The 22,073-nt window shown below is 47.0% G+C and carries 20 protein-coding genes; 6 read left to right on the forward strand and 14 right to left on the reverse strand.

The annotated features are described in order from the left end of the window. The first annotated feature begins 65 nt into the window (after positions 1 to 65). Complete coding sequence (locus tag LN737_RS09380; RefSeq protein ID WP_405518222.1) at positions 66 to 1,349, forward strand: T9SS type A sorting domain-containing protein; 1,284 nt, start codon at positions 66 to 68, stop codon at positions 1,347 to 1,349. A gap of 54 nt (positions 1,350 to 1,403) precedes the next feature. Here the strand turns inward: LN737_RS09380 and LN737_RS09385 are convergent, their stop codons facing one another. The 4 genes from LN737_RS09385 to LN737_RS09400 all read right to left on the reverse strand — a co-directional run bounded on the left by LN737_RS09385 (position 1,404) and on the right by LN737_RS09400 (position 7,760). Beyond that, on the reverse strand, positions 1,404 to 4,472 hold the full coding sequence (locus LN737_RS09385; protein ID WP_405518224.1) for an efflux RND transporter permease subunit: 3,069 nt from the start codon (positions 4,470 to 4,472) through the stop codon (positions 1,404 to 1,406). A 103-nt stretch (positions 4,473 to 4,575) separates the two neighbouring features. Then, positions 4,576 to 5,631, reverse strand: coding sequence for an efflux RND transporter periplasmic adaptor subunit (locus LN737_RS09390; RefSeq protein ID WP_405518226.1), 1,056 nt, complete (start codon positions 5,629 to 5,631; stop codon positions 4,576 to 4,578). 86 nt (positions 5,632 to 5,717) lie between these two features. Continuing rightward, entirely contained in the window at positions 5,718 to 7,100 is a 1,383-nt protein-coding gene (locus LN737_RS09395) for a TolC family protein (protein WP_405518228.1), read from the reverse strand. Positions 7,101 to 7,148: 48 nt separating this feature from the next. After that, a complete protein-coding gene (locus LN737_RS09400) occupies positions 7,149 to 7,760 on the reverse strand; it encodes a TetR/AcrR family transcriptional regulator (RefSeq protein WP_405518230.1) in 612 nt (203 codons plus the stop codon). A 258-nt stretch (positions 7,761 to 8,018) separates the two neighbouring features. Here LN737_RS09400 and LN737_RS09405 point away from each other — a divergent pair, with 258 nt between their 5' ends. After that, a complete protein-coding gene (locus LN737_RS09405; protein ID WP_405518232.1) occupies positions 8,019 to 8,639 on the forward strand; it encodes a thioredoxin family protein in 621 nt (206 codons plus the stop codon). 96 nt (positions 8,640 to 8,735) lie between these two features. Next, positions 8,736 to 9,284 (forward strand): hypothetical protein, encoded by a 549-nt coding sequence (locus LN737_RS09410; RefSeq protein WP_405518233.1) that lies wholly within the window; start codon positions 8,736 to 8,738, stop codon positions 9,282 to 9,284. Positions 9,285 to 9,414: 130 nt separating this feature from the next. On the opposite strand, the gene LN737_RS09415 is transcribed toward LN737_RS09410, so the two are convergent. From LN737_RS09415 to LN737_RS09425, 3 genes are read right to left on the reverse strand one after another with little or no spacing between them, the layout of a single operon-like run. After that, entirely contained in the window at positions 9,415 to 10,071 is a 657-nt protein-coding gene (locus tag LN737_RS09415) for a hypothetical protein (protein WP_405518235.1), read from the reverse strand. Continuing rightward, entirely contained in the window at positions 10,068 to 10,646 is a 579-nt protein-coding gene (locus tag LN737_RS09420) for an SRPBCC family protein (protein ID WP_405518236.1), read from the reverse strand. The genes LN737_RS09415 and LN737_RS09420 overlap by 4 nt, the downstream gene beginning before the upstream one ends. A 45-nt stretch (positions 10,647 to 10,691) precedes the next feature. After that, positions 10,692 to 11,198, reverse strand: coding sequence for a monooxygenase family protein (locus LN737_RS09425; RefSeq protein WP_405518238.1), 507 nt, complete (start codon positions 11,196 to 11,198; stop codon positions 10,692 to 10,694). 239 nt (positions 11,199 to 11,437) lie between these two features. Here LN737_RS09425 and LN737_RS09430 point away from each other — a divergent pair, with 239 nt between their 5' ends. Further along, positions 11,438 to 13,558, forward strand: coding sequence for a peptidylprolyl isomerase (locus LN737_RS09430; RefSeq protein ID WP_405518240.1), 2,121 nt, complete (start codon positions 11,438 to 11,440; stop codon positions 13,556 to 13,558). Between the two features lie 78 nt (positions 13,559 to 13,636). On the opposite strand, the gene rdgB is transcribed toward LN737_RS09430, so the two are convergent. From rdgB to LN737_RS09445, 3 genes are all read right to left on the reverse strand, one after another. Further along, positions 13,637 to 14,215: an RdgB/HAM1 family non-canonical purine NTP pyrophosphatase gene (gene rdgB, locus LN737_RS09435; RefSeq protein WP_405518242.1), complete on the reverse strand. Its 579-nt coding sequence runs from the start codon at positions 14,213 to 14,215 to the stop codon at positions 13,637 to 13,639. A 73-nt stretch (positions 14,216 to 14,288) separates the two neighbouring features. Then, a complete protein-coding gene (locus LN737_RS09440; protein WP_405518244.1) occupies positions 14,289 to 15,212 on the reverse strand; it encodes an FKBP-type peptidyl-prolyl cis-trans isomerase in 924 nt (307 codons plus the stop codon). A gap of 113 nt (positions 15,213 to 15,325) precedes the next feature. Beyond that, positions 15,326 to 16,357: a bifunctional oligoribonuclease/PAP phosphatase NrnA gene (locus LN737_RS09445; protein ID WP_405518246.1), complete on the reverse strand. Its 1,032-nt coding sequence runs from the start codon at positions 16,355 to 16,357 to the stop codon at positions 15,326 to 15,328. Between the two features lie 152 nt (positions 16,358 to 16,509). Between LN737_RS09445 and LN737_RS09450 the strand changes: the two genes are divergently transcribed. Then, positions 16,510 to 16,929 (forward strand): nucleoside-diphosphate kinase, encoded by a 420-nt coding sequence (locus LN737_RS09450; RefSeq protein WP_405518248.1) that lies wholly within the window; start codon positions 16,510 to 16,512, stop codon positions 16,927 to 16,929. Positions 16,930 to 17,000: 71 nt separating this feature from the next. Here LN737_RS09450 and nth read toward each other — a convergent pair whose 3' ends face one another. From nth to LN737_RS09465, 3 genes are all read right to left on the reverse strand, one after another. Then, the gene (nth, locus tag LN737_RS09455; RefSeq protein WP_405518250.1) at positions 17,001 to 17,666 is read right to left on the reverse strand and encodes an endonuclease III; all 666 of its coding nucleotides are present in this window, start codon (positions 17,664 to 17,666) and stop codon (positions 17,001 to 17,003) included. A gap of 124 nt (positions 17,667 to 17,790) precedes the next feature. After that, positions 17,791 to 18,042, reverse strand: coding sequence for a hypothetical protein (locus LN737_RS09460; protein ID WP_405518251.1), 252 nt, complete (start codon positions 18,040 to 18,042; stop codon positions 17,791 to 17,793). Beyond that, positions 18,017 to 18,616: an RNA polymerase sigma factor gene (locus tag LN737_RS09465; protein ID WP_405518253.1), complete on the reverse strand. Its 600-nt coding sequence runs from the start codon at positions 18,614 to 18,616 to the stop codon at positions 18,017 to 18,019. The genes LN737_RS09460 and LN737_RS09465 overlap by 26 nt, the downstream gene beginning before the upstream one ends. Positions 18,617 to 19,106: 490 nt before the next feature. Here LN737_RS09465 and LN737_RS09470 point away from each other — a divergent pair, with 490 nt between their 5' ends. Next, positions 19,107 to 21,311 carry a tetratricopeptide repeat protein gene (locus LN737_RS09470; RefSeq protein WP_405518255.1) on the forward strand — a complete coding sequence of 735 codons (2,205 nt, stop codon included), beginning with the start codon at positions 19,107 to 19,109 and terminating at the stop codon, positions 21,309 to 21,311. 10 nt (positions 21,312 to 21,321) lie between these two features. On the opposite strand, the gene LN737_RS09475 is transcribed toward LN737_RS09470, so the two are convergent. After that, positions 21,322 to 21,891, reverse strand: coding sequence for a hypothetical protein (locus LN737_RS09475; RefSeq protein WP_405518256.1), 570 nt, complete (start codon positions 21,889 to 21,891; stop codon positions 21,322 to 21,324). Positions 21,892 to 22,073 lie beyond the last annotated feature (182 nt).

The raw sequence follows: 22,073 nt of genomic DNA on the forward strand, positions 1-22,073 counted from the left end.
GCGATTGAATGACTTTCTGATGAGATTGCTGTCGAATGGATAAACATCCATAACGACACTTTTCTATGGTGAAAGTTTACAAAACTAGTTTATTGCTTTTTCTTGGCGTAGTTATAAAGGGGTTTGGCCAGACCACTTATTTTCAACAAAATTTTTCGGCCGGGGGAGCACCAGCTTCTTACGTGAGTTCCTCACCCAACGATAGCCAGTTTAACGGATTGGCCGGCTTAAGTGCAACCGTAACAAATAATGCTGTTCAGTTTACGCGCCCAACAGACAGCGGCACTGGCTACATATCCCGCTCCACTAATTTTGCTGGGCCACCCACATCGCTGTATGCACAGTTTAGTTTTGAAGTAGTTTCTCATGATCCGACTGTATCGTCGACTAGTGCGGTTATTTTCTACCTGGGAAGCGCCTTTAACGCTGGTCCGCAAAACCCGGCTGTAGGCGATACGTATGCTCGCATTGCCTTTAACTTATCAACAACTACATCTGGACAATTCCTTGTTCATACATTACCATCAGGCGGTGGAGGGACTAATAGTGCTGCCTTCTCGGGGCGGCAGACGATTACGTTTGCCATGAACAATACAGGCAGTAATTTCAATTATTTAGCGCCTGATGGAAGCCTTGAATCACTACCAAACGATACCTATGATGTTTGGGTGGGTTTAACGAAAGTGTTTAATGATCAGGCGGTATTGACACCAACGCAGACTATTTCAAATTTTAAATTCAGAATAAACAATGGCGTTGGGGTTGTTCAGATTGGCGATTTGCTGATGCGCGATATCAATGGCGTCTTGCCTGTTACGCTCCTCTCATTCACGGCAAAGCCTACAGGCGATCGGGTTCAACTGGCCTGGTCAACGTCAATGGAACGAGATGCGGATCATTTTGTGGTTGAACGCAGTCGTGATTTAGGCGAATACGTAACGGTTGGCGAAGTAGTGGCCAGAGGTAATACAGACGAACGACAGAACTATGGCATGACCGATATGAATCCGCTGCTTGGCGTGAATTATTACCGATTGCGCCAGATCGATCACGATGGAACAACGCATAGTTTCAAACCAGTATCGGCCATAATTCGACCTGAGCAACTAACCGTAGTGGCTTACCCAAACCCGGCCAGTTCTAGCCATATTCATCTCCAGCTCTGGAACGCCGACAATGCAGTCATTCGGTTATTATCGCCCTTAGGAATTCCAGTCAGCTGTCGAATCGAGCGCCAGTCGGGTTCAGCAGATTTGTTTTTTGATAAGCCCCTTCCATCGGGATTTTATTGGATAGAGGCACAAACGGAAAGCCAAAGACAGACGGTTAAGGTTCTGGTTCACGAGTGAAAAATAAGCTTCCCGAACGTATTAATACGTTCAGGAAGCTAGCTTATCAAAAATTTACGCTAACTCAGGTTCTGGGGCCCGAACTTCCTTCACCTCTACGCGTGGTGGAAGTAATTTATACAATACAGGCGTAACCACTCGCGAAAGCAACGTACTGGAAATCAACCCCCCGATCAGCACCCAGGCCAACGGCGAATACAGCGGATTGCCTTCAATCGCCAGCGGAATCAACCCCCCAATTGCCGTCAGGGAGGTAAGTACGATGGGCACAAACCGAATTTCCCCAGCTTCCTGAATAGCGTCAATCAGCGACATACCTTCTTCACGTAAATGGTTCGTGAAGTCGACCAGCAAAATCGAGTTTTTGACCTCAATACCAATCAAGGCAATCAAGCCAATAACCGCCACGAACGAGAATGGGTTACCTGTAAAATACAGGGCCAGCACAGCGCCGATAACCCCTAACGGAATCACCGACAGGACAATCAACGTGCTTTTGAACGTACCAAATTCCAGTACCAGCACGGCGATGAATCCAAAAATAGTAATGAGAATAATGGTGCCTAAACCACCGAACGACTTCTCACGGCTCTCCAGCTCGCCAGCGGCTTTGTAGCTGAATCCATTCGGAAACCGCATCTTATCCAGCTTCGTCAATACGTCCGTAAATACATTATCGACTAAGTAGCCCGTTTTGACAAAACCCGTTATCGTTACGTAGCGATCTTTATCGTAGTGGCGGATCTGATTAGTGCTTGTTTCAAATTCCAGGTCGGCAATCTGGCGAAGGGGTACGGCGGAACCCGTTAAGGTATTGACGTACAGATCACTCAGAACGCGCTGATCGGCCACTTTGCCTTTCGGCATCGTCACGTTTATGATATAATCGTCGCCATTTGGCTCTTTATACGTCCCAACGTTAAGGCCAGCGATAGCAAGCCGGATAGTACGGTTCACGTCGGCAATGGAAATGCCCAGCAGCCCCGCTTTTTCTTTGTTGATACGTACCCGCAGGTCGGTTTTCTGATTGGCGAGGGGGTTATTGACGTAAATAAGACCGGGTGTTTGTTTGAAAGCGGTTTCTACCCGTGAGGCCATCACTTTCAGCGTATCGAGGTTTTCACCGAATACCCGAACGGCTACTGGTGCTTCTTGGTCGGGTCCCTGCTCAAAGTCTTTTACCTCGATTTTTGCGTTCGGATATAGCTTGAACCGCTCGCGCAGTTTATCGATCAGTACACGTTTTTCGGCAGGTTCAACATCCGTCAGCTGTACATAAAACTGAGCATAATTGGGCGACTCATTCCGTTGAATGATGTTGTAATAAATTCGGGGCTGCCCGCGTCCAACGTTTGTTGTGATGTATTTTACGTCAGGCTCCTGCTTGAGAGCCCCTTCAACGTAGCGGGCCACCCGGTCTGTTTCCGACAGACTGGTTCCATCCGGTGTTTCGATGTTAATCAGAAACTGGGGTTTTTCGGACGCCGGAAATAGTGCAAATCCAACGATTTTGAACATGTACAATGCGCCTGTAAATAGTACGCCAGCCACCAGCAACGTAACGACTGGATGACGTAACCCCCAGTGCAGCAGGCGGCTATACGACCCGCTGATTACCCGCTTCAGTGCCCGCATGAAAATGTTACCTTCAGGGCTGTGTTCTTCCTTTAGAATCCGGCTCGACAAAAACGGAACAATCGTGAGTGAGACGAATAAGGAGGCCAGAATAGTCGTAACAACGGCCATGGGGAGCGACCGGATAAAATCACCGGAAGCTTCGGGCAGAAACAGCAGCGGTAGGAAGGCCAGAACCAACGTAGTGGTGCAACCAATAACGGCCAGCGTAATCTGACTTGTGGCTTTTATAGCCGCTTCGCGTTTGGAGAACCCTTCGCGCAGATACCGCTCGATGTTTTCGACAACCACAATCGAATCATCAACCAGAATACCCAGTGCTACAATTAATCCGACAATACTTAACTGATTGATACTGAATCCCAGAAAATCGAGACCTGCCAGGCCAATGGCTAACGAAAGCGGAATCGAAATCATAACAACTATTGCCGCCCGGAGTCCCAGCGGGAGTAAGGTAAGCGAAACGAGCAGAATAGCCAGGGCGAAATCCTGTAGAAAATGATCGAGCCGCTTGTTGACGCTAACCGTCTGATCGAAGTTTTTAACGAGCGAAATATGAGGTGGTAATGTCTTTGTAAATCGATCAATAACCGGGTTAAGTTGCTCACCTACTTTGGCAATATTTTCCCCTGTTTTCTGTCCGGCCGTTACCAGTACCGCACGGTGTCCATTCAGGCGGGTGATGTGGGTTTCATCTTCGTAATTGAAATTCACGTCGGCTATGTCGCGCAGGTAAATAATTTTCTGCCCGTTAGTCGATACGATGGTATTTCGAATTTCATCCAGCGACTGGTAGTCTCCCGATGTCTTTACGTTGAACTTCCGGGTTCCGGCCTGGATGTTTCCACCCGGAATGTTGAGGTTTTCGGCCTGTAATGCTCCTATTACCCGATTGACAGCAACACCATTCTGCGCCATCCGCTCAATATTGAGTGATACGCGAACGGTTGAAGCCGGATAGCCCCAGTCTTCGGCATTTTTCAGGCTTTTGATTTTTTCAAATTCCTTTTTCAATTTATCGGCATACTCCCCTAACTCTTTAGAGGAAGCCACTTCCGAAAGCAGGGCAACCTGAACAATATTTACGTCAGTCGGTGAAAACTTCTTGATGTCGATGCGGTAAATATCAGACGGCAACTCCGCTTTCAGCGCGTTTACTTCCCGGATGACTTCCTGGTATTTTTCTTCGGGATTCACGCCATAATCGTAATCGAGCCGGAATACGGCCAGCCCATCATCTACGTTGGTGATGACATGGTTCATGTTTTCCAGCGCATTGAACCGGGCCTCACCCGGATCAACGACCAGTTTCTCCATATCGAGCGCATCAGTACCTGGGTAGATAACTGCTACAGCGAAACTCGGGGCTGTGAATTCAGGGTCTTCGCCCCGCGGCATATTCAGCAGTGAGTTGATGCCCAGCGCAGACACGCCCAGAAACAGCACCAGCATAAACTGCCAGTTTTTGACAGAAAAAGACGATAGCATAATGTATAATGGTTAATGAATAGCGTATTATGGTAAATGCAAAATGCAGGTAGCTAAGGTGTTGGTAATTCGTTGGCAATGGCTTAGCTCTCTACATTATCCATTATTCATTTTTTACAACCACGCTGGATGCTTCGGTTAGATAGGCTGAGCCCGCGGTTACTACGTCTTTAACACTTGCCAATCCGCTAGATAACAGGACTTTGTTTCCGTCCAGGAAGCCGATCTGAATAGGTGTTTTGCGGACGTGCTTCCGGTCGTCGGCCAGTACGTAGACAAAGCCTTCTTTACCGTTTCCTTCAACAATCGCTTCGACAGGAACCAGCGTATAGGTTCGGCTTTGCGCTGGAACGAGCGTTACTTTGGCAAATAAACCAGGTGCCAGTCTGGTAGCGCCCGGATTGATACGTACCTCTACTTCATAAAGTTTGTTGACCGGGTCAGCTGCCTGGGCGAGTTCGCTGACAGTACCCGTAAACGTCTGACCTGGATAAGCCTCAAGCGAAACACTCGCGCGATTGCCGAGCCGTAGGCGTGCCCAGTCCTTATCGGAAACGCCGACCCGAACAACCCAGTCGCTTTGTCGATTTGACGAAATCAGATAGACCGAAGCCCCCGGCGAGATGAATTCTCCTGCATTGGCAACTTTACGCGTTACAGTGCCATCCACCGTCGAATGAATTTGTGCGTAACTGCGGTTAAACTGGGCAATGGCTAAATTTTGCTTAGCTACGTTTGTTCCCGTGGTTGCATTCTGAAACTGTTCGAGGGTGGCAGCCGTATCGGCGTAAAGACTTTTTACACGGTTGAGGTCGCGCTCGGCTTTTTCATTAGCCAATTGTGCCTGACTAACCTGTGCATTGATTTCCGTTAAATCGAGCGTTGCCAACAACTGGCCTTTACGTACCGACTGGCCTTCTTCAACGAGCATCTGATTAATGATACCACCCACTTTGAAGGATAACCGCGCTTCCTGTGCCGACGATATCAGGCCAGACGCCACAACAGGTTCTGCCCGAACAACACGGCTGACGGGCGCAAGTTTAACCGGCACCACCGCTTCGTCGGCAGCCTGGGTCGTTGCCTGCTCTGCTTTGCTGCCACAGCCCCACAGAGCTACCAGCAATGCGAATGATAAAAGAATAGATAGTGCTTTCATGATCTTGAAAGGGGAAAAATCACCAGAAATGTGTTTATGCTTAAATGAAGCCACAGGGGCAAATAGAATCTGGAACGGCCACTTGACTATTGGCTGACGGCTACGGCCCGATCTAGTGCCGCTCGCTTCACCAATACGTCCATACGAGCCAGTGAGTGCTGAATTTCAGCCGTTAGCCGATCGTTCTGATAGCGTAAAAACTCGATGAGCAACGACTGACCATTCCGGTATTTACTATCGATGACGCGGAATGTCTGATCGGCGTTAATCATACCCGTTTGGGTGGCAGCAAGACTTTCGTTCGCTGCGTCGAGATCGTAATAAGCCTGTAATACTTGCAACTGAATTTGCCGTTGAACTTCAGTAAGCCGGGTTTGCAGGGCATCGGTCTGAATTTTTGCCTGCTGGATCTTAGATCGCTTTTCGTAACCCCGGAATAAATCCCACTGCAAACCAACCTGCGCTACGACATAAGCCTGATTCTGAAACGTATAGCCAAATCCCTGAAAACCCGTGTTAGCGCCCACATACACGTTGGGTATTTTTGCGTTAGCTTCGTTCAGTTTTACAGCTGTTCGGGCAGCATCGAGTGAACCCGCCAGCTGAGAAAGTTCCTGCCGCCCCCGAAGTGCCGTTTGTTGTAAATCAGCCAGGTTTTCTTTCGATTCGGGCAGTATTTTCGTAAGCGACGAATCGATGTCTACGCTTGATTTAAGGTCGCGGTTGAGCAGAAAATTGAAATAAGCACGGGCTGATTCGCGATTTTTCTGGGCTACAGCCAATTGCTGATCGACTTTACTGATTTCGTAGCGCGCTGAGGTTATTACTTCTTTCGTTGCTACGTTGTTGCTGATCAGTTTTTCATTGAGCCGGGCCAGGGCGTTCAGTACGTTTCGCGAATTTTCGAAAATACGAATGGCATCGAGCGTTTGCAGATATTGATAATAAGCCGTAGCAATGTTGTAGCGAAGTTCGTTCTCGACAACACGTTTGCGGGCATGCTGCGCAGAGAGTAGCTGTTTCTGAATAAGATAATTGTACTGAATATCGGTGTTGAAGATGGCGTAATTGATGCTGACTTTGGTATCATGAAAATTATTGGGCGCCAGCAACTGATTTACGTTCTCGATATTGGTCGGAAACCTGTCGGCGCCAATTAGCTGATTAAGCGTTTTGTAGGCCGGATTCAATAGATCACCCACCGGAAATTCAAGCCTACGTCCACCGGCTGCAACCGAGTAAGTAGGGTTGAAGGCAACGCGTGGATAAAACAGAGACTTCGCCTGATTGAGCGATTCCGTTACCCGATTAATTTCCAGTGACTCCTGCCGTAATCCAAGGTTGTTGGCTAATCCTTCACGGATATAGCTTTCCAGAACGAGCGACTGGCCCGTTGGCACAGATTGTGCCATTACCATTATGGGGAATAACAATCCCAGGTAACGGATGCGCTTGAGAATGAGTACCATAATCGTTTGTTAGTTAATGAACAGTGTTTAGTAAAGTGGCAAAAAAATTTATAACCCTCGGCGAATGGTCTCGCAAAACAGCTGGAATGCATCATCCATAATGGGCTGTCGGTCACATTCAGCAAACATCCCTAATCGTTTACGCAGAAACAGAGCCGTATATCCATGAATGGAACTCCAGATCATCATGGCTGTAGACTGTACATCATGTTGCTGAAAAATACCCGCGTTCATACACTCCTGTACAACTTGCACCAACAACCCAAAGGCCTGATCGCCTTCAACCCAGTCTTTCTTATCGAGCGTATCCATAGGGGCCGTCATAATGAACATCAGATCGAAAAGCTCCGGGTTCTCGACGGCAAACCGGATGTATGAGCGACCCATTTCAACCAGCCTTTCAAAAGGATCAGATATGGCCAGCAACGGCTGAAAGCTCTCAAGCATTTTTACGAAACCGCGTTGATGCAGCGCAAATAGCAACTCATTCTTGTCTTTATAATACAGATAAATGGTAGCCGGGCTGTATTCAATCTCATCGGCAATATTACGGACACTCACTTTTTCAAATCCATTTGCTAAAAACAGCTTTTGGGCTCCGTCAAGGATTAGTTTCCGCATTTCTTCCCGTTCCCGTTCTTTCCGTTCTACTATTCCCATTGAGTAATTTATTAACGTTGCAAACATACTAAACACTGTTTAGTAAACAAGAAGTGTTTTGCGTTTTTTTAAGGAATCTTGAGTAATCGGTATCTATATCGCTTAAAATGAGGATATTATATGCTTTTCGATTCGGTGTTGAGTAGCATTCAAGCGCAGGTCTTACTCATAGGTTGGTTCAGTAAATACTCCTCGTTAGCAGAATTAATCTTTTTGGTACGTTTGTTATCTAACGACTAAATGTTCAGACGATTTACGATGAAAGCATTCATGAGTTGGTTATTGACTGGGTTACTGGTTTTATCACTGGCTCAATCAGGTATACACGCCCAGGGTACCCAGGGTTACAACATTGGCGATGCCATAGCTAATTTTCATCTGAAAAATGTGGATGGACGTATGGTATCGCTTGGCGATTACCAGCTGAAAAAAGGGCTAATTCTTGTATTTACGAGTAATCATTGCCCGTTTTCAAAAACCTACGAAGACCGGATCATTGCGTTGGACCGAAAATTCGCTGCACAAGGCTACCCCGTTCTGGCTATTATGCCGAACGACCCAACGGCTTACGAACAGGATTCATTTGAGAATATGAAAAATCGGGCCCGTGAGAAAGAATATTCCTTTGCCTACGTAATAGACGAGACGCAGTCGACAGCCCGTACGTTCGGGGCGACGCGCACTCCACAGGTGTATGTGCTGAAACAAACCAACGGATCGTTTATTCTTGAATATGTAGGAAGTATAGACGACAGCCCGCAGGATAGTGCAGGTGCTCAGCGTCGGTACGTCGATGAGGCCGTCAGTAGCCTGTTAGCAGGTCGGCCGGTGCAATCACCCATGACGAAACCGATCGGTTGTGGCATTAAATGGAAATAGAACGTAGCATAAAAGATGCACGGCAGAACGAGTTCACTAGCCATTTGGCATATCATTTGCCAAAGGAGTTTGTGAAAATCAAACTACACAACCACAATGAAAAAGTCCTTATTAAATCTGAATCGAATCAAACACGTAGCAGGTACAATGCTGCTGGTAGCTTTTCTGGCATTTGTGCAGGCCTGTGGCTCAGACAACAGCAGGGAGTCGCGAACGGAAGATGCGCTGGAGAAAACGGGTGATGCAATTGAAGCTGATACAAAGGAAGCAACGGCAGAAGCCAAAGAGGATTTGAAAGAAGCTGGTCAGAAAGCCGACGCTAAAAGTGATGAAATTGCAGCTGATTTCAGACGTGAGCGTGACGAAGCTGTTGCCAAAATGAATGTGCAGAAGGAGAAATTAGACGCAAAAATTGACGAGCTGAAGGCTAAGGCGGCCAACCAAAGCGATAAAGCGAAAGCAGAAACTGAACGCCAGAAAGCAAAACTTGAAGATGACCGGAGAGAGCTTCGCGATGATATTGAGAAGGCAAAAAATGCAACGGCTGATGCCTGGAAAGATGTAAAAACAGGATTCAAGCAAGCTGGCCGCGAAATTGGCGATGCGTTTGATAAAGCCGGTGATAAACTTGATCGAAAAGACTAAGTATAGTTTATTACCGAATCAAAAAAGAGCCGGATCATTTTGTTGGTCGGCTCTTTTTTGATTTAGTCGTGGGGTAACATTTCCCCACTTTTGTTGATGACTGTTCCATACTTCCATACTGAACCACTAATCAGGAGGATTTGTCAGGGGTCGTCATGACAGCTTCCGATAAGGATTGCCAGGATTGATTTAGAAGCCTACGAATACGTTGCCAGTCGGCGTTCGTTATAGCTTTTCCTCTCTGGTCGCGAAAAAGCATGGCTTCGGTACGCAACAGGCCGTACTGAGCACAGTTTTTAACCGGAATACGGTATAAGTCCGCAGTTATTCTGGCCTGTAAATTAGCCCATTCGACGGGCGGGTGCTGGTCTCGTTCGCGTCGAATAACCCACCATTCCAATTCGTTTTGGGCTGCTTGCGTTACGTTTATTGGTTGCTCACTAAGTTGGTCGATACCAGCATAAAATTTCTCCAGATCGGGCAGAGCACGGTTGTAATCGGTGCGGGTTTGGCCATCTTTAAAAATAAACGCAGCCCTGGCGGCATGATACGCTATTACAAAGGATTGCCAGAAAGGAGCACGTACGTGAGTCCGGACCAACTCCGCTGATTGCCAGAATAATTTTAGTGGTTTACGTTCGTAATAAGACCGCCACATATCGGTGTCGAGCCGGGCCATCTCATTCGGGTTAAACTGTCGCAGATCAACTTTTCTGGGAATAAATAAATCGACCAATATCCAGCTAATCAGCAGCAACACAGCCAGCAGAAGAATCTTCCATTTCATGGGTTTAGAATTCGGTTGTTCGTTAGGTTGTGCGGGAACGTTGGTTGCGGTGGTTTGGCTACGTTGGCACCTCCCTGCCTACGGCGAAGTTCAAGTTGCAGACTTTCCAGCCCTTTCCGCATAGCCCACTCATGATTCAACGAAAAAATCGGTTTCAGCAGCCACGATAGTTTTTTTAGAATTGGTTTCTCGGCTTCAATCTGCCAATCGTACGTAACGTGCGTTCCTGAATTATCGGGCTTGAAGGTCCATATACCGCGACCGACAAAATCACCGAAGGCTTCCAACGAAAATCCATTCGGAAAGGCCGTTTGCGTTACGCGAAATTTCCAGCGTAGTGTGTAGGGCAGCCAGCCTTTGGTATATAACTCAACAACTTTGCCTACGCCACCAGCCTGTCCTTTTTCCAGCACTCTTACGTCAAGGTACACCGACGGCCACCAGCGAGCCAGGGCATCTACATCCTCAAGCGTGCAATAAACCTCTTCGGGTGTGGCCGTTACGTGCCATTCCGTTATAAAATGATAGGTATTCGACTGGAGAGAAGAAACCGGAGTTAGGCTATTGGTGGTCATAAGTAAAGCTAAAAAAGCAAAGACGGTATCAATTAAGCGGGGAAATCACATCCGTTCCAGGTCGTTTTCCGTATAAATGGGGTCGGGCATTGGAACCTGGGTCTTAAGATTTAATCGATCACGTGAAGAAAACATACGTCCTTTCTTTTCGACTTGAGGAGCAAATTGCAGAAAGCCAATGGTGTCGATATTCAGGTACACACCTTCCATACCGCCCTGCATACAGTAAGCTTCATGCCAGAATTGAGTACCTCGTGGGTCTTTCAAAAAATCTTTCCACCAGGTCTGATGAGGCAAGGAGCGGGTCCATTGCTCCATCGACTCGAAATCCCGCCAGTACTGTCTCATACCAAGATGCAATGGAAAGACGCTGAAAACCATTTGTTCGTGGCATAACAACCCATCCGGTTTGGCTGCCACAGCCTTCTGTATCTGGGGGCCTAGTTTAAGCAGCGTTCGTAACCCTCGGAACGACTCATGAGTCATGCCCAGATAAATAACAACCAGGTTCGGGTAGTCAGCGAGATTGGCTGCGAGTTGTGTCGGTTTCATGGCTTTACTGGGTTTAGGTGATAGCCATACGTACACAAAACATCCGTAGCTGGATTTAAGAAACTATTTTTCGTAATGTGGATGGAAGAGCGTTAAGCAACGGAAACCAAATAAGTAAATACTATACGGCTTGGCGTACGGCGAGAACTGCAAAAGTTGTTTGGTTTAGACCGGAAAAGCCTTGTATTCCAGCGTGGAAAATTGTTATTTTGCGGGCTAAATTGTCTGTTAAAAGCGAAATGTCTGTTATTAATAAGATTCGAGAACGTTCAGGATTGGCTGTAGGCATCATTGCTGTCAGTCTGCTTCTGTTCATTGTGGGTGGAGATTTGCTCGGCGGCCGTAGTATGCTGTTCGGCGGAAATCAGCAGGAAGTTGGCGAAATAGCCGGTCAGTCTATTGATTATCAGGAATTCAATGCCAAAGTAGATGAACTGCGGGCGCAGTACGAACAACAAGCGGGCCGGGCTCCTGGCGAACAGGAACTGAACCAGATCCGTGAGCAGGCGTGGAACCAATTCTTGTTTGACATTGCCTATCAGAAAGAGTTCGATAAACTGGGCCTAAAAGTGTCGCCTGAAGAACTTGTCGACATGGTGCAGGGTAACAACATTAGCCCTTCTGTTCGCCAGGCCTTTACAAATCCACAAACGGGCGTGTTCGACAAAAGCTCTATTGTTACGTACCTGAAAAACCTGAACGGGCCGAACATACCGCTTCAGCAGAAGACGGCCTGGGCAAGTTTCGAAAAAAACCTGAGCGCCGAACGGTTACGTACTAAATATCAGGAGTTGATGCTGCTGTCGACCTACGCAACCACTGCCGAAGCGCAGCGGGAATATCAGGCGCAAAATTCGAAAGCCAACGTAAAATTCCTGTTCGTACCGTACTACACCATCAACGACACAACGGTGAAGGTAACGGACTCGCAATTGCAGGATTACCTGAATAAACATAAAGACGATTATCCAGGCACCGATAGCCGTTCTATTCAATACGTAACGTTTTCGGTAGCGCCTTCGAAAGAGGATAGTGCAACCCTCTATAACGAAATCAAGTCACTGGCTCGTGGCTTGGGAGCAGCCACCAATGATTCGGTTTTTGCTCAGCAAAACAGCGACGTACGTATTCCTCTGTACATGACCGCCGGTGAAATGCCTGAACAACTCCGGGCAGCGATTCCAACCTTCTCACAAGGTGGAATTTATGGGCCTTTCCGTGAGCAAAATACGTATTTCATCTACAAATACGGCGGCACAAAGAAAGACACAAACTTCACTGCACGTGCCAGCCACATTCTGATTCAGACGAAAGGTCTGGCTGATTCTGCCAAGGTAGCGGCTCGTCAGCGGGCTGAAGCCATTCTGAAGCAGATTCAGGGCGGGGCTAACTTTGAAGCGTTAGCCCAGACGAATAGCCAGGATGGATCAGCGCAGGTTGGTGGTGATCTGGGTTATTTCAAAAACAATGGCCAGATGGTAAAACCGTTTGAGTCGGCTGTCTTCGGCGCTACGTCGGCAGGTTTAATTCCGCGACTGGTCGAAACCGAATTTGGCTATCATATCATCAAGGTAACGCAGCCGAAAACAAATACCTTATACCGGATTGCGGCAATTGGCAAAACGATAGCTCCAAGTCAAACAACCCGCGATGAAGCGCTACGCAAAGCGGATCAGTTTGCATCGGAAGTACGGACCAAGGAAGCTTTTGATGCGAAGGTGAAGGAAGATAAGTCGATTGTAGCCGCCACCGCAGATCGTATTCCGGAAGGCTCTAATCAGATTAATGCGCTGACCGATGCTCGTGCGGTCGTTCGTTGGGCATTCGATGACAAAACCGATCTTAATTCCGTATCAGAGCCCTTCGAAGTTGGCGATCAGTATGTAATTGCTGTGCTGACCGGAAAAACTCAAAAAGACAACGTAACGGTAGATGACTATCGGAACGAGTTAACCACCAAAGTACGTAACGAGCTTAAAGGCGAACAGATTCTGAGCAAACTGGGTAATCCGAGTGGCACACTGGAGAGCATTGCACAGAAATTCGGCGCCGGCGCCTTAGTAGAAACCGCTGATGATATTAATCTGGCAACGGGCTTCCTCAAAAGCGCAGGGGTTGATCCTGTTGCGCTAGGAAAAGCTTTTGGTCTGAAACCTGGCAAACGGTCGAAGCCGTTTGCCGGTGAAAGTGGCGTACTGGTAGTGGAAACAACAAACCTGACGCCAGCTCCGGCCGTTGCCGACTACGCACTTTATAAGAATCAGATTCAGCAGAATACTACGTCCCGGATTGGTTTCTACATCAACGAAGCGATTAAGGATGCCGCTAAAGTTGAAGATCGTCGGGCTAAGTTTTATTAGTCGCCGTTTTGACAAGACAAAAAATACCCCGGCTGATAATCAGCCGGGGGTATTTTTTTAAGACATGAATTGATTACGCTAATGAATTTGCTTTTCCAGATAGGCGATCATTTTTGCCAAAGCCCTTGAGCGGTGGCTCATGGCTGTCTTCTCCTCGATACGCATCTCCGCAAATGTTCGATCCTGACCGTCGGGCAAAAAAACCGGGTCGTAGCCGAAGCCTCCTGTACCACGCGGCTCCATCAGAATATGCCCATTTACGAAGCCTTCAAACTGGTGCTCAACGCCATGCAGTATGAGGGTGAAAACAGTTACGAAACGGGCGCTACGATTAGTTTGCCCCTGTAGATTCGTTAAAAGCTTCTGGATATTTTTAGAAAAGTCACGCGTTCCCGAATAGAAGGCAGAATCGACACCCGGCTCCCCATTCAGCGCTTCAACTTCCAAACCCAAGTCGTCAGCGAAGCAGGAAATACCAAAATGAGTCCAGACATAATCGGCCTTCTGGCGCGAATTTCCAGCAATCGTACCCGAAGTTTCTGGTAGTTCATCGGTGCAGCCAATGTCGCTGAGGGTTTTGAGAATAAAGGCATCTCCGAGTTGAGCGGAGACTTCTTCCAGTTTATGTTGATTGTTGGTAGCGAAGCAGAGTTCCATAAGGCACAAAAAAAGCCGTTCACAGGTATAACTGCAAACGGCTTTTAAAAGATGTGAAAATTAGCAGGTAATATTACCGCCCTGGCTGCGGCTGTGGTTGTGGCATTCCGGGTTGTCCCGTTTGGCCTTTCTGAATGTCCATCAGTTCAATGTCGAACAGAAGCACTGAATTGGGTGGAATCGCCTGATTGCCCCGTGGACCGTACCCAAGTGTTGATGGAATGATAAGAGTCGCTTTTTCGCCTTTGTGCATTTTCATTACGCCTTCTTCCCAGCCTGGAATCACCATGCCGACGCCAATCTGAAACTGAGCCGGTTTTCCGCCAGCCTGTGGATTCGTGCGGGAGTTGTCAAATTCCTTACCGTTCAACAAACGGCCAGCGTAATGAACCTGAACCACATCGCCACGCTGGGGCGTTGGACCTGCACCGGGTTGGGTAACTACGTAATTTACGCCAGATTCTGTTTTTTGTACTTTACCCGCCAGCCCATTTTTAGCTACGTAATCGGCAATGACTTTGGCGTCAATACCTTTTTGTTTTTCATAATCAGCTGCCTGCGCTTTCTTGTATTCTTCTTCTGTCTGAATATTCAGGATTTTGACAGCAATACCAATATCCGTTCCTTTCTGAACCCCCGGAGGGAAAGGCTGCATGGCCCGTGTAAACAACGAGTCGGCACTAACATAGAACGTAGCGCTGTCGCCTTTGCCAAGCATGGTCAAACCTTCTTCGTAAGAGCCTTTGAAGGGCGGAACCTGTAAAAGCATCTGAAACGGTGCGCCTTCCTTGTGCGTGTCGCGCAACACCGAGTCCTTGCTGTTCATCAGAGTCAGATGCAACGTCAGAATATCGCCGACTTTTCCTTTGCGCGCTGCTTCTGATTGTTCGTGAATTTTGTACTTCAGGCCGTTGTCCGTCACCTGTACGCGGTTTTTACCGCAAGCCGCTACAATAGCGACGATCAGGGCGGCTTTCCCGAAATGTTTAAGAGACATGAGAGATTACTTAATTTTTACAGATAAATGGTTTACGGTATTCGATTTATAACATTCAGGCTTCCATAGTCGTCGATTTACTACCGTAAACTGTAAACCGAATACCATATTTTCTAGACAGTTTCCAACAACTGTTGCTGATATAGTGGGATAACGGATAAAAGCTTTTGTTCAGTTTCGGCGAGTGACAATTTACTACGTCCGCCCGCTGCGTTCCGGTGGCCTCCGCCATCGAAATGCTTACTGGATAAATCACGTACGGAAAAATCACCAACCGAGCGGAACGATAATCTAATTTCCTCAACGCGGTCAATTAAGATGGCAGCCATAACAACGCCTTCCACAGCCAGCGCGTAATTGACCATGCCTTCGGTATCACCGGTTTTAGAACGATACTGCTTTAACTCTGAGTCTGTCAGCGTTATATAAGCAAATTTGTACTCAGGCAATACCTTTAGTTTCTCATTCAGTACGTAACCCAGCAACCGAAATTTATCAAGCGTTACGTTATCAAAAATGCGTCGGTGAATGCTGCTTACATCAATCTTAAGGTCAACCAAATCGGCCGCCATTCGATGAACAGCGCCCGTTGTGTTGGAGTGGCGGAATGAACCGGTATCGGTCATCAGACCTGAATAAAGACACTCAGCTATGGGAATATCAATCAAATTCCGATCGCCTAATTCCACCATCAGGCGGAACACCAATTCGGCGGTAGCAGCAGCGCCCGGGTCCCACAGGGATAAATCAGCAAATGATTCGGGTTCCAGATGATGGTCGATCAGCACCTTACGAGCGCGGGATTGCCTGACCATTGGCGCTAGCTCGCGGATGCGGTCCAGGCTGGAAAAGTCAAGGCAGAATATTAGGTCAGCTTCGTTAAATAATTGACTTACCGACACCCGCACCTTTTCTTCAAAGGCGATCACTTCATCATTACCGGGCAGCCAATGAAGATTCTGCGAATACTCAGTTGGCGTTACTACGGTTACTCGATGTCCTTTTTTGCGAAGATAGCCCGCTAATCCCAGAGATGACCCCATTGCATCTGCATCGGGGTTCTGGTGAGTCGTAATCACTACGGTTTGCGGGGGGCCGCCCGGCGGTTGAGCGATAACCGCGCCAATCGCTTCAATGTCTTGCATATACAAACGGCCAAAGCCACAATCAAAACGCAAAAGTACGAATAATTTGGATATCCGTTGTGGAAGGAATGTTCATGGCATTTCAGGGGAAATGTCCTTACCTTTGCGCCCGCCCGAATGAAGGCAACTCAAATTTGACACAAAAACATAGGATGGCCACGAATCGCACATTCACAATGATTAAGCCCGATGCGGTAGAAGCCGGGTATACAGGTGCAATTATCAAACAGATTGAAGAAGCGGGTTTCCGCATTGTCGCAATCAAAAAAACTCAGTTGACCAGCGAACGGGCCGGGCAGTTTTATGCAGTTCACCGCGAACGTCCTTTCTACAACGATTTACGGACGTATATGTCGTCGGGAGCCATTGTACCGATGATTCTCGAAAAGGAAAACGCCGTTGCTGATTTTCGCAAACTGATCGGCGCTACCAATCCAGCTCAGGCTGAGGAAGGTACCATACGTAAATTATACGCTAAATCATTGGAAGCCAACGCTATTCACGGCTCTGATTCTGACGAAAACGCCGAAATCGAGGGCAATTTCTTTTTCTCCGGAACCGAACAGTACTAGTCAGAACCGGGATTCAGGTGATTTTGCTGACAGACTCTGATTTTATTAGTAGATTCTAATTGAAAATAAGTTCAAAGTTTGTCAGCAAAACCACTTGCATTTCGGTTCTGATAATATTTACAAAACTCCCGCAAATCGCACACTTCGCATTTTGGCGAGCGGGCCAGACATACGTAGCGACCATGCAGAATAAGCCAGTGATGCGCTTTAGCAACGTACTCTCTGGGAATATGAGGCATTAAGGCCTTTTCAACGGCCAATGGCGTTGTGGCGGTCAGGGGTGCCAGCCCCAGCCGATGAGAAACACGAAAGACGTGGGTGTCAACCGCCATCGTAGGTTCATTATACACGACAGATAAAATGACGTGTGCTGTTTTACGCCCTACGCCCGGCAACGTCTGCAATTCTTCGAGTGTAGCCGGAATAACCCCTCCAAACCGATCCATTAAGGCGTTCGCCATGCCTACCAGGTGCTTCGCCTTATTGTTGGGATAAGAAACGCTACGGATGTAGGAATACACCTCCTCGACTGAGGCAGCCGCCAGCGATTCCGGTTCTGGAAACCGGGCAAAAAGAGCAGGTGAAATCTGGTTGATACGTTTATCAGTACACTGGGCTGACAAAATCACAGCAACGAGCAACTCATAGGAGTTACCGAACTTTAGTTCTGTTTGTGCTTCGGGATAATGCTGAGTAAAGTAGTCAAGAAAGCGCCGAAAGCGTTCTTTTTTCTGCATAACAAAGGGAGAATTGACACAAAAGCCGTATAGCCGAAAGCTAATTTGTAGAGCAGATCAGTTGCTACAAATTGACTTTCGGCTACGCGGCTTTCTGACCACGTGCAGTTGCCTCACCTGTTCGTTACGTATGATGTAAACGAGCAGGCGGATTGGCTGGATGGTTTTTTGAATAATTTAAGATTGCCTGAACCGTATTGGTACGGGGCTGCCGTTCTATTTTATTCATCAAAGCTCTTAGTTCAAGAGCTTCCAGAAAGAACGTCATCAGATCCGGTTCCGACATCAGGGCATCTTCAATGAGCAGATTTTCTTCGGGTGAAGTCTCCTCATAGACATACCGGACTACATCATCTTGAGTAAAGGTTTTTATCATAACTCGGCGAACGTTTGCTCAGTTGTTTGCGCAGATTAATCAGCGCGTAACGCATACGTCCCAAAGCCGTGTTGATGCTGACACCGGTTGCATCGGCGATCTCCTGGAAACTCATTTCCTCGTAGTGCCGCATAATGAGCACCTGACGCTGTTGTTCCGGCAACCGCTGAATCAATTCGCGCAAATGCTCGTGTGTTTCCTGTCGAATCTGGAGCGATTCTACTGAATCTTCCGCAAACTCAAGCGTATTGAACACACTGCTTCCGTCTTCAAACACCACACTGGGGTAGCGTTTATCTTTTCGGAAATAGTCAATTGCCAAGTTGTGAGCTATTCGGATGATCCAGGGTAAGAATTTGCCCTCCTCGTTGTATTTACCCGACTTGAGCGTGTCCACCGCTTTGATGAACGTATCCTGCATCAAGTCTTCTGCTATATACTGATCTTTTACAATCAGATAAATAGTTGTGTAAATCTTCGATTTGTGCCGTTGCACTAATTTTGCAAAGGCTTTTTCATTACCACGGATATACAGGGAAATCAACTCACTGTCGTTTACCTGGGCTTTTTCCATTTTCAGTAAGACAATTAGGTAACGTAGAGTTGTGTTCCGATAGTGTACAGCGCGGTTATGTTTTTGTGAAAATTTCTTAAATCCAGCCTTAAAAATAAGAAAAAAAAACAGTTAAATGCAAATAAATGAATGAAAAAATGTGCTAAACGGTACTTCTTTCTTCAAAAAATTCACTTTACGTAAAAGAAAATTGCAACTTCCATTCTTTTTTCCAAATCTAGCTTATTCGTAGAATTAATTGCATTTACGTTTGATGGTGCAATATAGATTCTTTTTTAGATGCGTGCGTTTAAAAATAGTCTCATTTTTTTTTGCCAGGTAGCCGAACCCTTAAAAATATACGTGTGCCAGGTAAAGTTACAGCTAGACAAAATTTAATTACTGTCGTGGCCCGCCGAGCAAATACAGAGCTAAATTTCACGCAATCGATTGATTTACTGTACTAAATCGCTACTTTAGGCTTCAGATCTGCTCTATATATAGGCTCTACATGGGTAAGCGAGTAATTTGGCTTGGAATCCTGATCCTTGGCTGGTTCTTTACCTGCCAGGCACAGGTGCAGTTTACCCTGCCCGAGCTGAATTTCGACCGACGAGGTGATGCTGTCTACATGGATAGCTTACTCAATCTTGGTCGTGCTCATCAGCGGATGACAAAAACTTTGCCGCGTACCCTTCATAATGATACGCTACGTTTGGAAGGACTACGCTTCATGGCGTTAGTTTTTAAGCAAATGCGCGGTAATCAGCGCGATAGCAGCTTCCTGTATGCCAGGCTTCTGGAAGATCGGGCAATAGCCAAAAACAATATTCTTTACGCTGTTCGGGCTATGATGCTACAGGAGCATTACCTGCGAACCGTGAAAGGTGATTATCCAAAAGCGTTACAGATTAATCAGCGGGCATCGGAGCTATGCGGAAAATTACCGCGGGAAAGTTCTCCTCGCTGGCAGGTCCAGATGAATCTGGGCGACATCTACCTGCTGCTGAAAGAATATGATAACGCGTTGGCCAGCTACCAGCTTTCGCGAAAACTGTTGGGATATAATACGTCATTGACGCCCAAAAATCGCAAACTTCTGATTAGCCAGGCCATTACCCAAATGGGTGAAGTGTATGAACTCAGAGGGCAATATGACCTGGCCATCCAACAATACGAAACGAGTCGGCAGATAGCGGTTGATGCCCGCTCACAGGTAAATGTTGCCTATGCCAATGAGCGTTTAGGCGATTTCTTTGTGAATCGTCGCGAACCGGAAAAAGCAATCAAATACTTTGAAGAAGCATTGTTTGTATGGACACAGCTTAAAGATCAATTGGGGCAGGCTTCCGTTTGGGCCAGATTAGCCGAATGCCATACGCTGGTTAATCGGCCTGCTCTAGCGATTGAGTTTGGCGAAAAAGCTTTAGCCATAGCTCGTGAAGCAGGATATCAACGTATTCGCCAAATGGCTACCCTCGCTCTGTACAGGGCGTATCGCTTAGCAGGCCAGCCCGCTCAGGCATTAGCGATGTACGAAGATTACAGCACAATCCGCGATAGTATTGCTACCCTGAAACGGGTTGAGGAACTGTCGGCCTTACAGAAGAAATACGATATAAACCAGGTACGGGCGGAAGCTGATAAAGAACGGTTTATACAACATCAGCAGCTCATTAACGTACGACGACTGGCCGAAGTTGAACGGTTGAAATCTGAAGCTGAGCGCGAGCAGTTAGCTGGCATTACCCGGATGAGCCAGCTTCAGCAACGGCTTGAAACCGAACGTTTACGAGCCGATTCGCAAAAGAAACAACTGGAACAACGGGCACATATCGACAAACTGAACCATGATATTGAGCAGCAGCAGCTTATGCGCCTGTTTCTGGTGGGCGGACTGGCTATGCTGTTCGGGTTTGTGATTGTGTATTACCGTAAAAATCGACTAATCGACCGGCAAAAACGTGAAATTGAAGCGTTAAACCTCGATCTGGAAGATAAAGTAATTGCCCGAACGGCTGAACTGAAACTGGCCAATGATCAGTTACGTGCCAAAAATCGGGAAATAGAAGAAGCCCTGTTGAAAGGACAGACACTTGAGCGGAAACGAATGGCCGCCGATTTGCACGATAGTTTGGGTGGATTGTTATCGGCTATAAAAATGAGCATGTCGGCCTTAAATCCGGCTCATATGTCTGATCGGGAACAACAGATTTATCATAACCTGTTAACTATGGCCAAAGAGGCTTTTGCCGAAATTCGGTATTTATCCCATAATCTACAGCCTGACGAATTGGAAAAACAGGGCCTGGCTGAAGCATTGACACGCCTGGTTAATAAGCTCAATCTATCCCAAAAAACCACGTTCCGATTGGATATAGACGCTTTACCACGATTAGGCAAAACAGCGGAGTTTAATCTGTACTCAATCTGTATCGAACTGTGTAGCAACATTATCCGTCATTCAGAAGCTACCGAAGCCGACATTTTGTTCCGCCGTTTTAACAATGAGCTGAACATGATCGTCAAGGACAATGGATGCGGTATGAATCCTGCCGATGCAACCGGCATGGGCTTACGTAATATACAGTCTCGAATGGATCTTATTAAAGGCCGCTACGAAGTGCATTCAGGCGAAGGCGATGGTACTACGTTCATTTTTATATTACCCGTATCATCAAATCTGGCTACGGGCGACAGCCTGATGCATAATTAGTGCAATCAGCTTACTTCACATTCCCTTCTACCAGAAAATCATTCTTATCGAAATAGGGCAGCTTCTGGAATCCCGACAGCTTATAATGCTTCACCTGCCACTCGCGCCCGGCAATCGGTCCGCTTTCGAGTAACAAATGCCGTTCGGATGAATAAAGCGGATTGTCGGTATGCAATACGGCTTCGATCCGGCTGGGCTGATGCGTAACGGAATCAAGTTGCACGGTCAATTCCCGAACGGCCAGATTGTCTTTTGCATTTTTCAACCTGTATTGGTACGTCAACGAATCAGGCCGGGCAATCTGATAACTGCTACGTAAAGCGGGTTTATTAATATCAATCTGGGTAAATAATTCAAGCTCCCGCTTCCAGTTGATGTCGCGGGTGGTTTGCTGATTTCGGTTTTGATTCAGACCAACCGCTTTGTTGACAAGTGGTTTCTGAGCCGATAGACCCGCTATTTGCCGTTGAACAAACCCGAGCACATCGTAATAAACGTTGGGTTGATTTTGCTGAGCAGGGTTGGAGCAGCTACTGATGAACAGTGTGATTACAAGAATAAGTGGAAAAACGAAGCGCATAAACAGACCAAAACGACCTTCGGGCTAGAAGGGCTTATTGAGTCACCAACACGAATTTTTGCAAATCGGTTTAGGTAATCAAATTCTGAACCAAATTTGCAGTCGCAATGCTTTCTAAGTAAATAGTTTGTAGTTCGTGGTTTGTAGGTTGTTGTTACTGTCGTACTGGTAATATTCGAACT

The sequence above is a fragment of the Spirosoma sp. KNUC1025 genome (assembly GCF_045160025.1).
GTDB lineage: Bacteria > Bacteroidota > Bacteroidia > Cytophagales > Spirosomataceae > Spirosoma.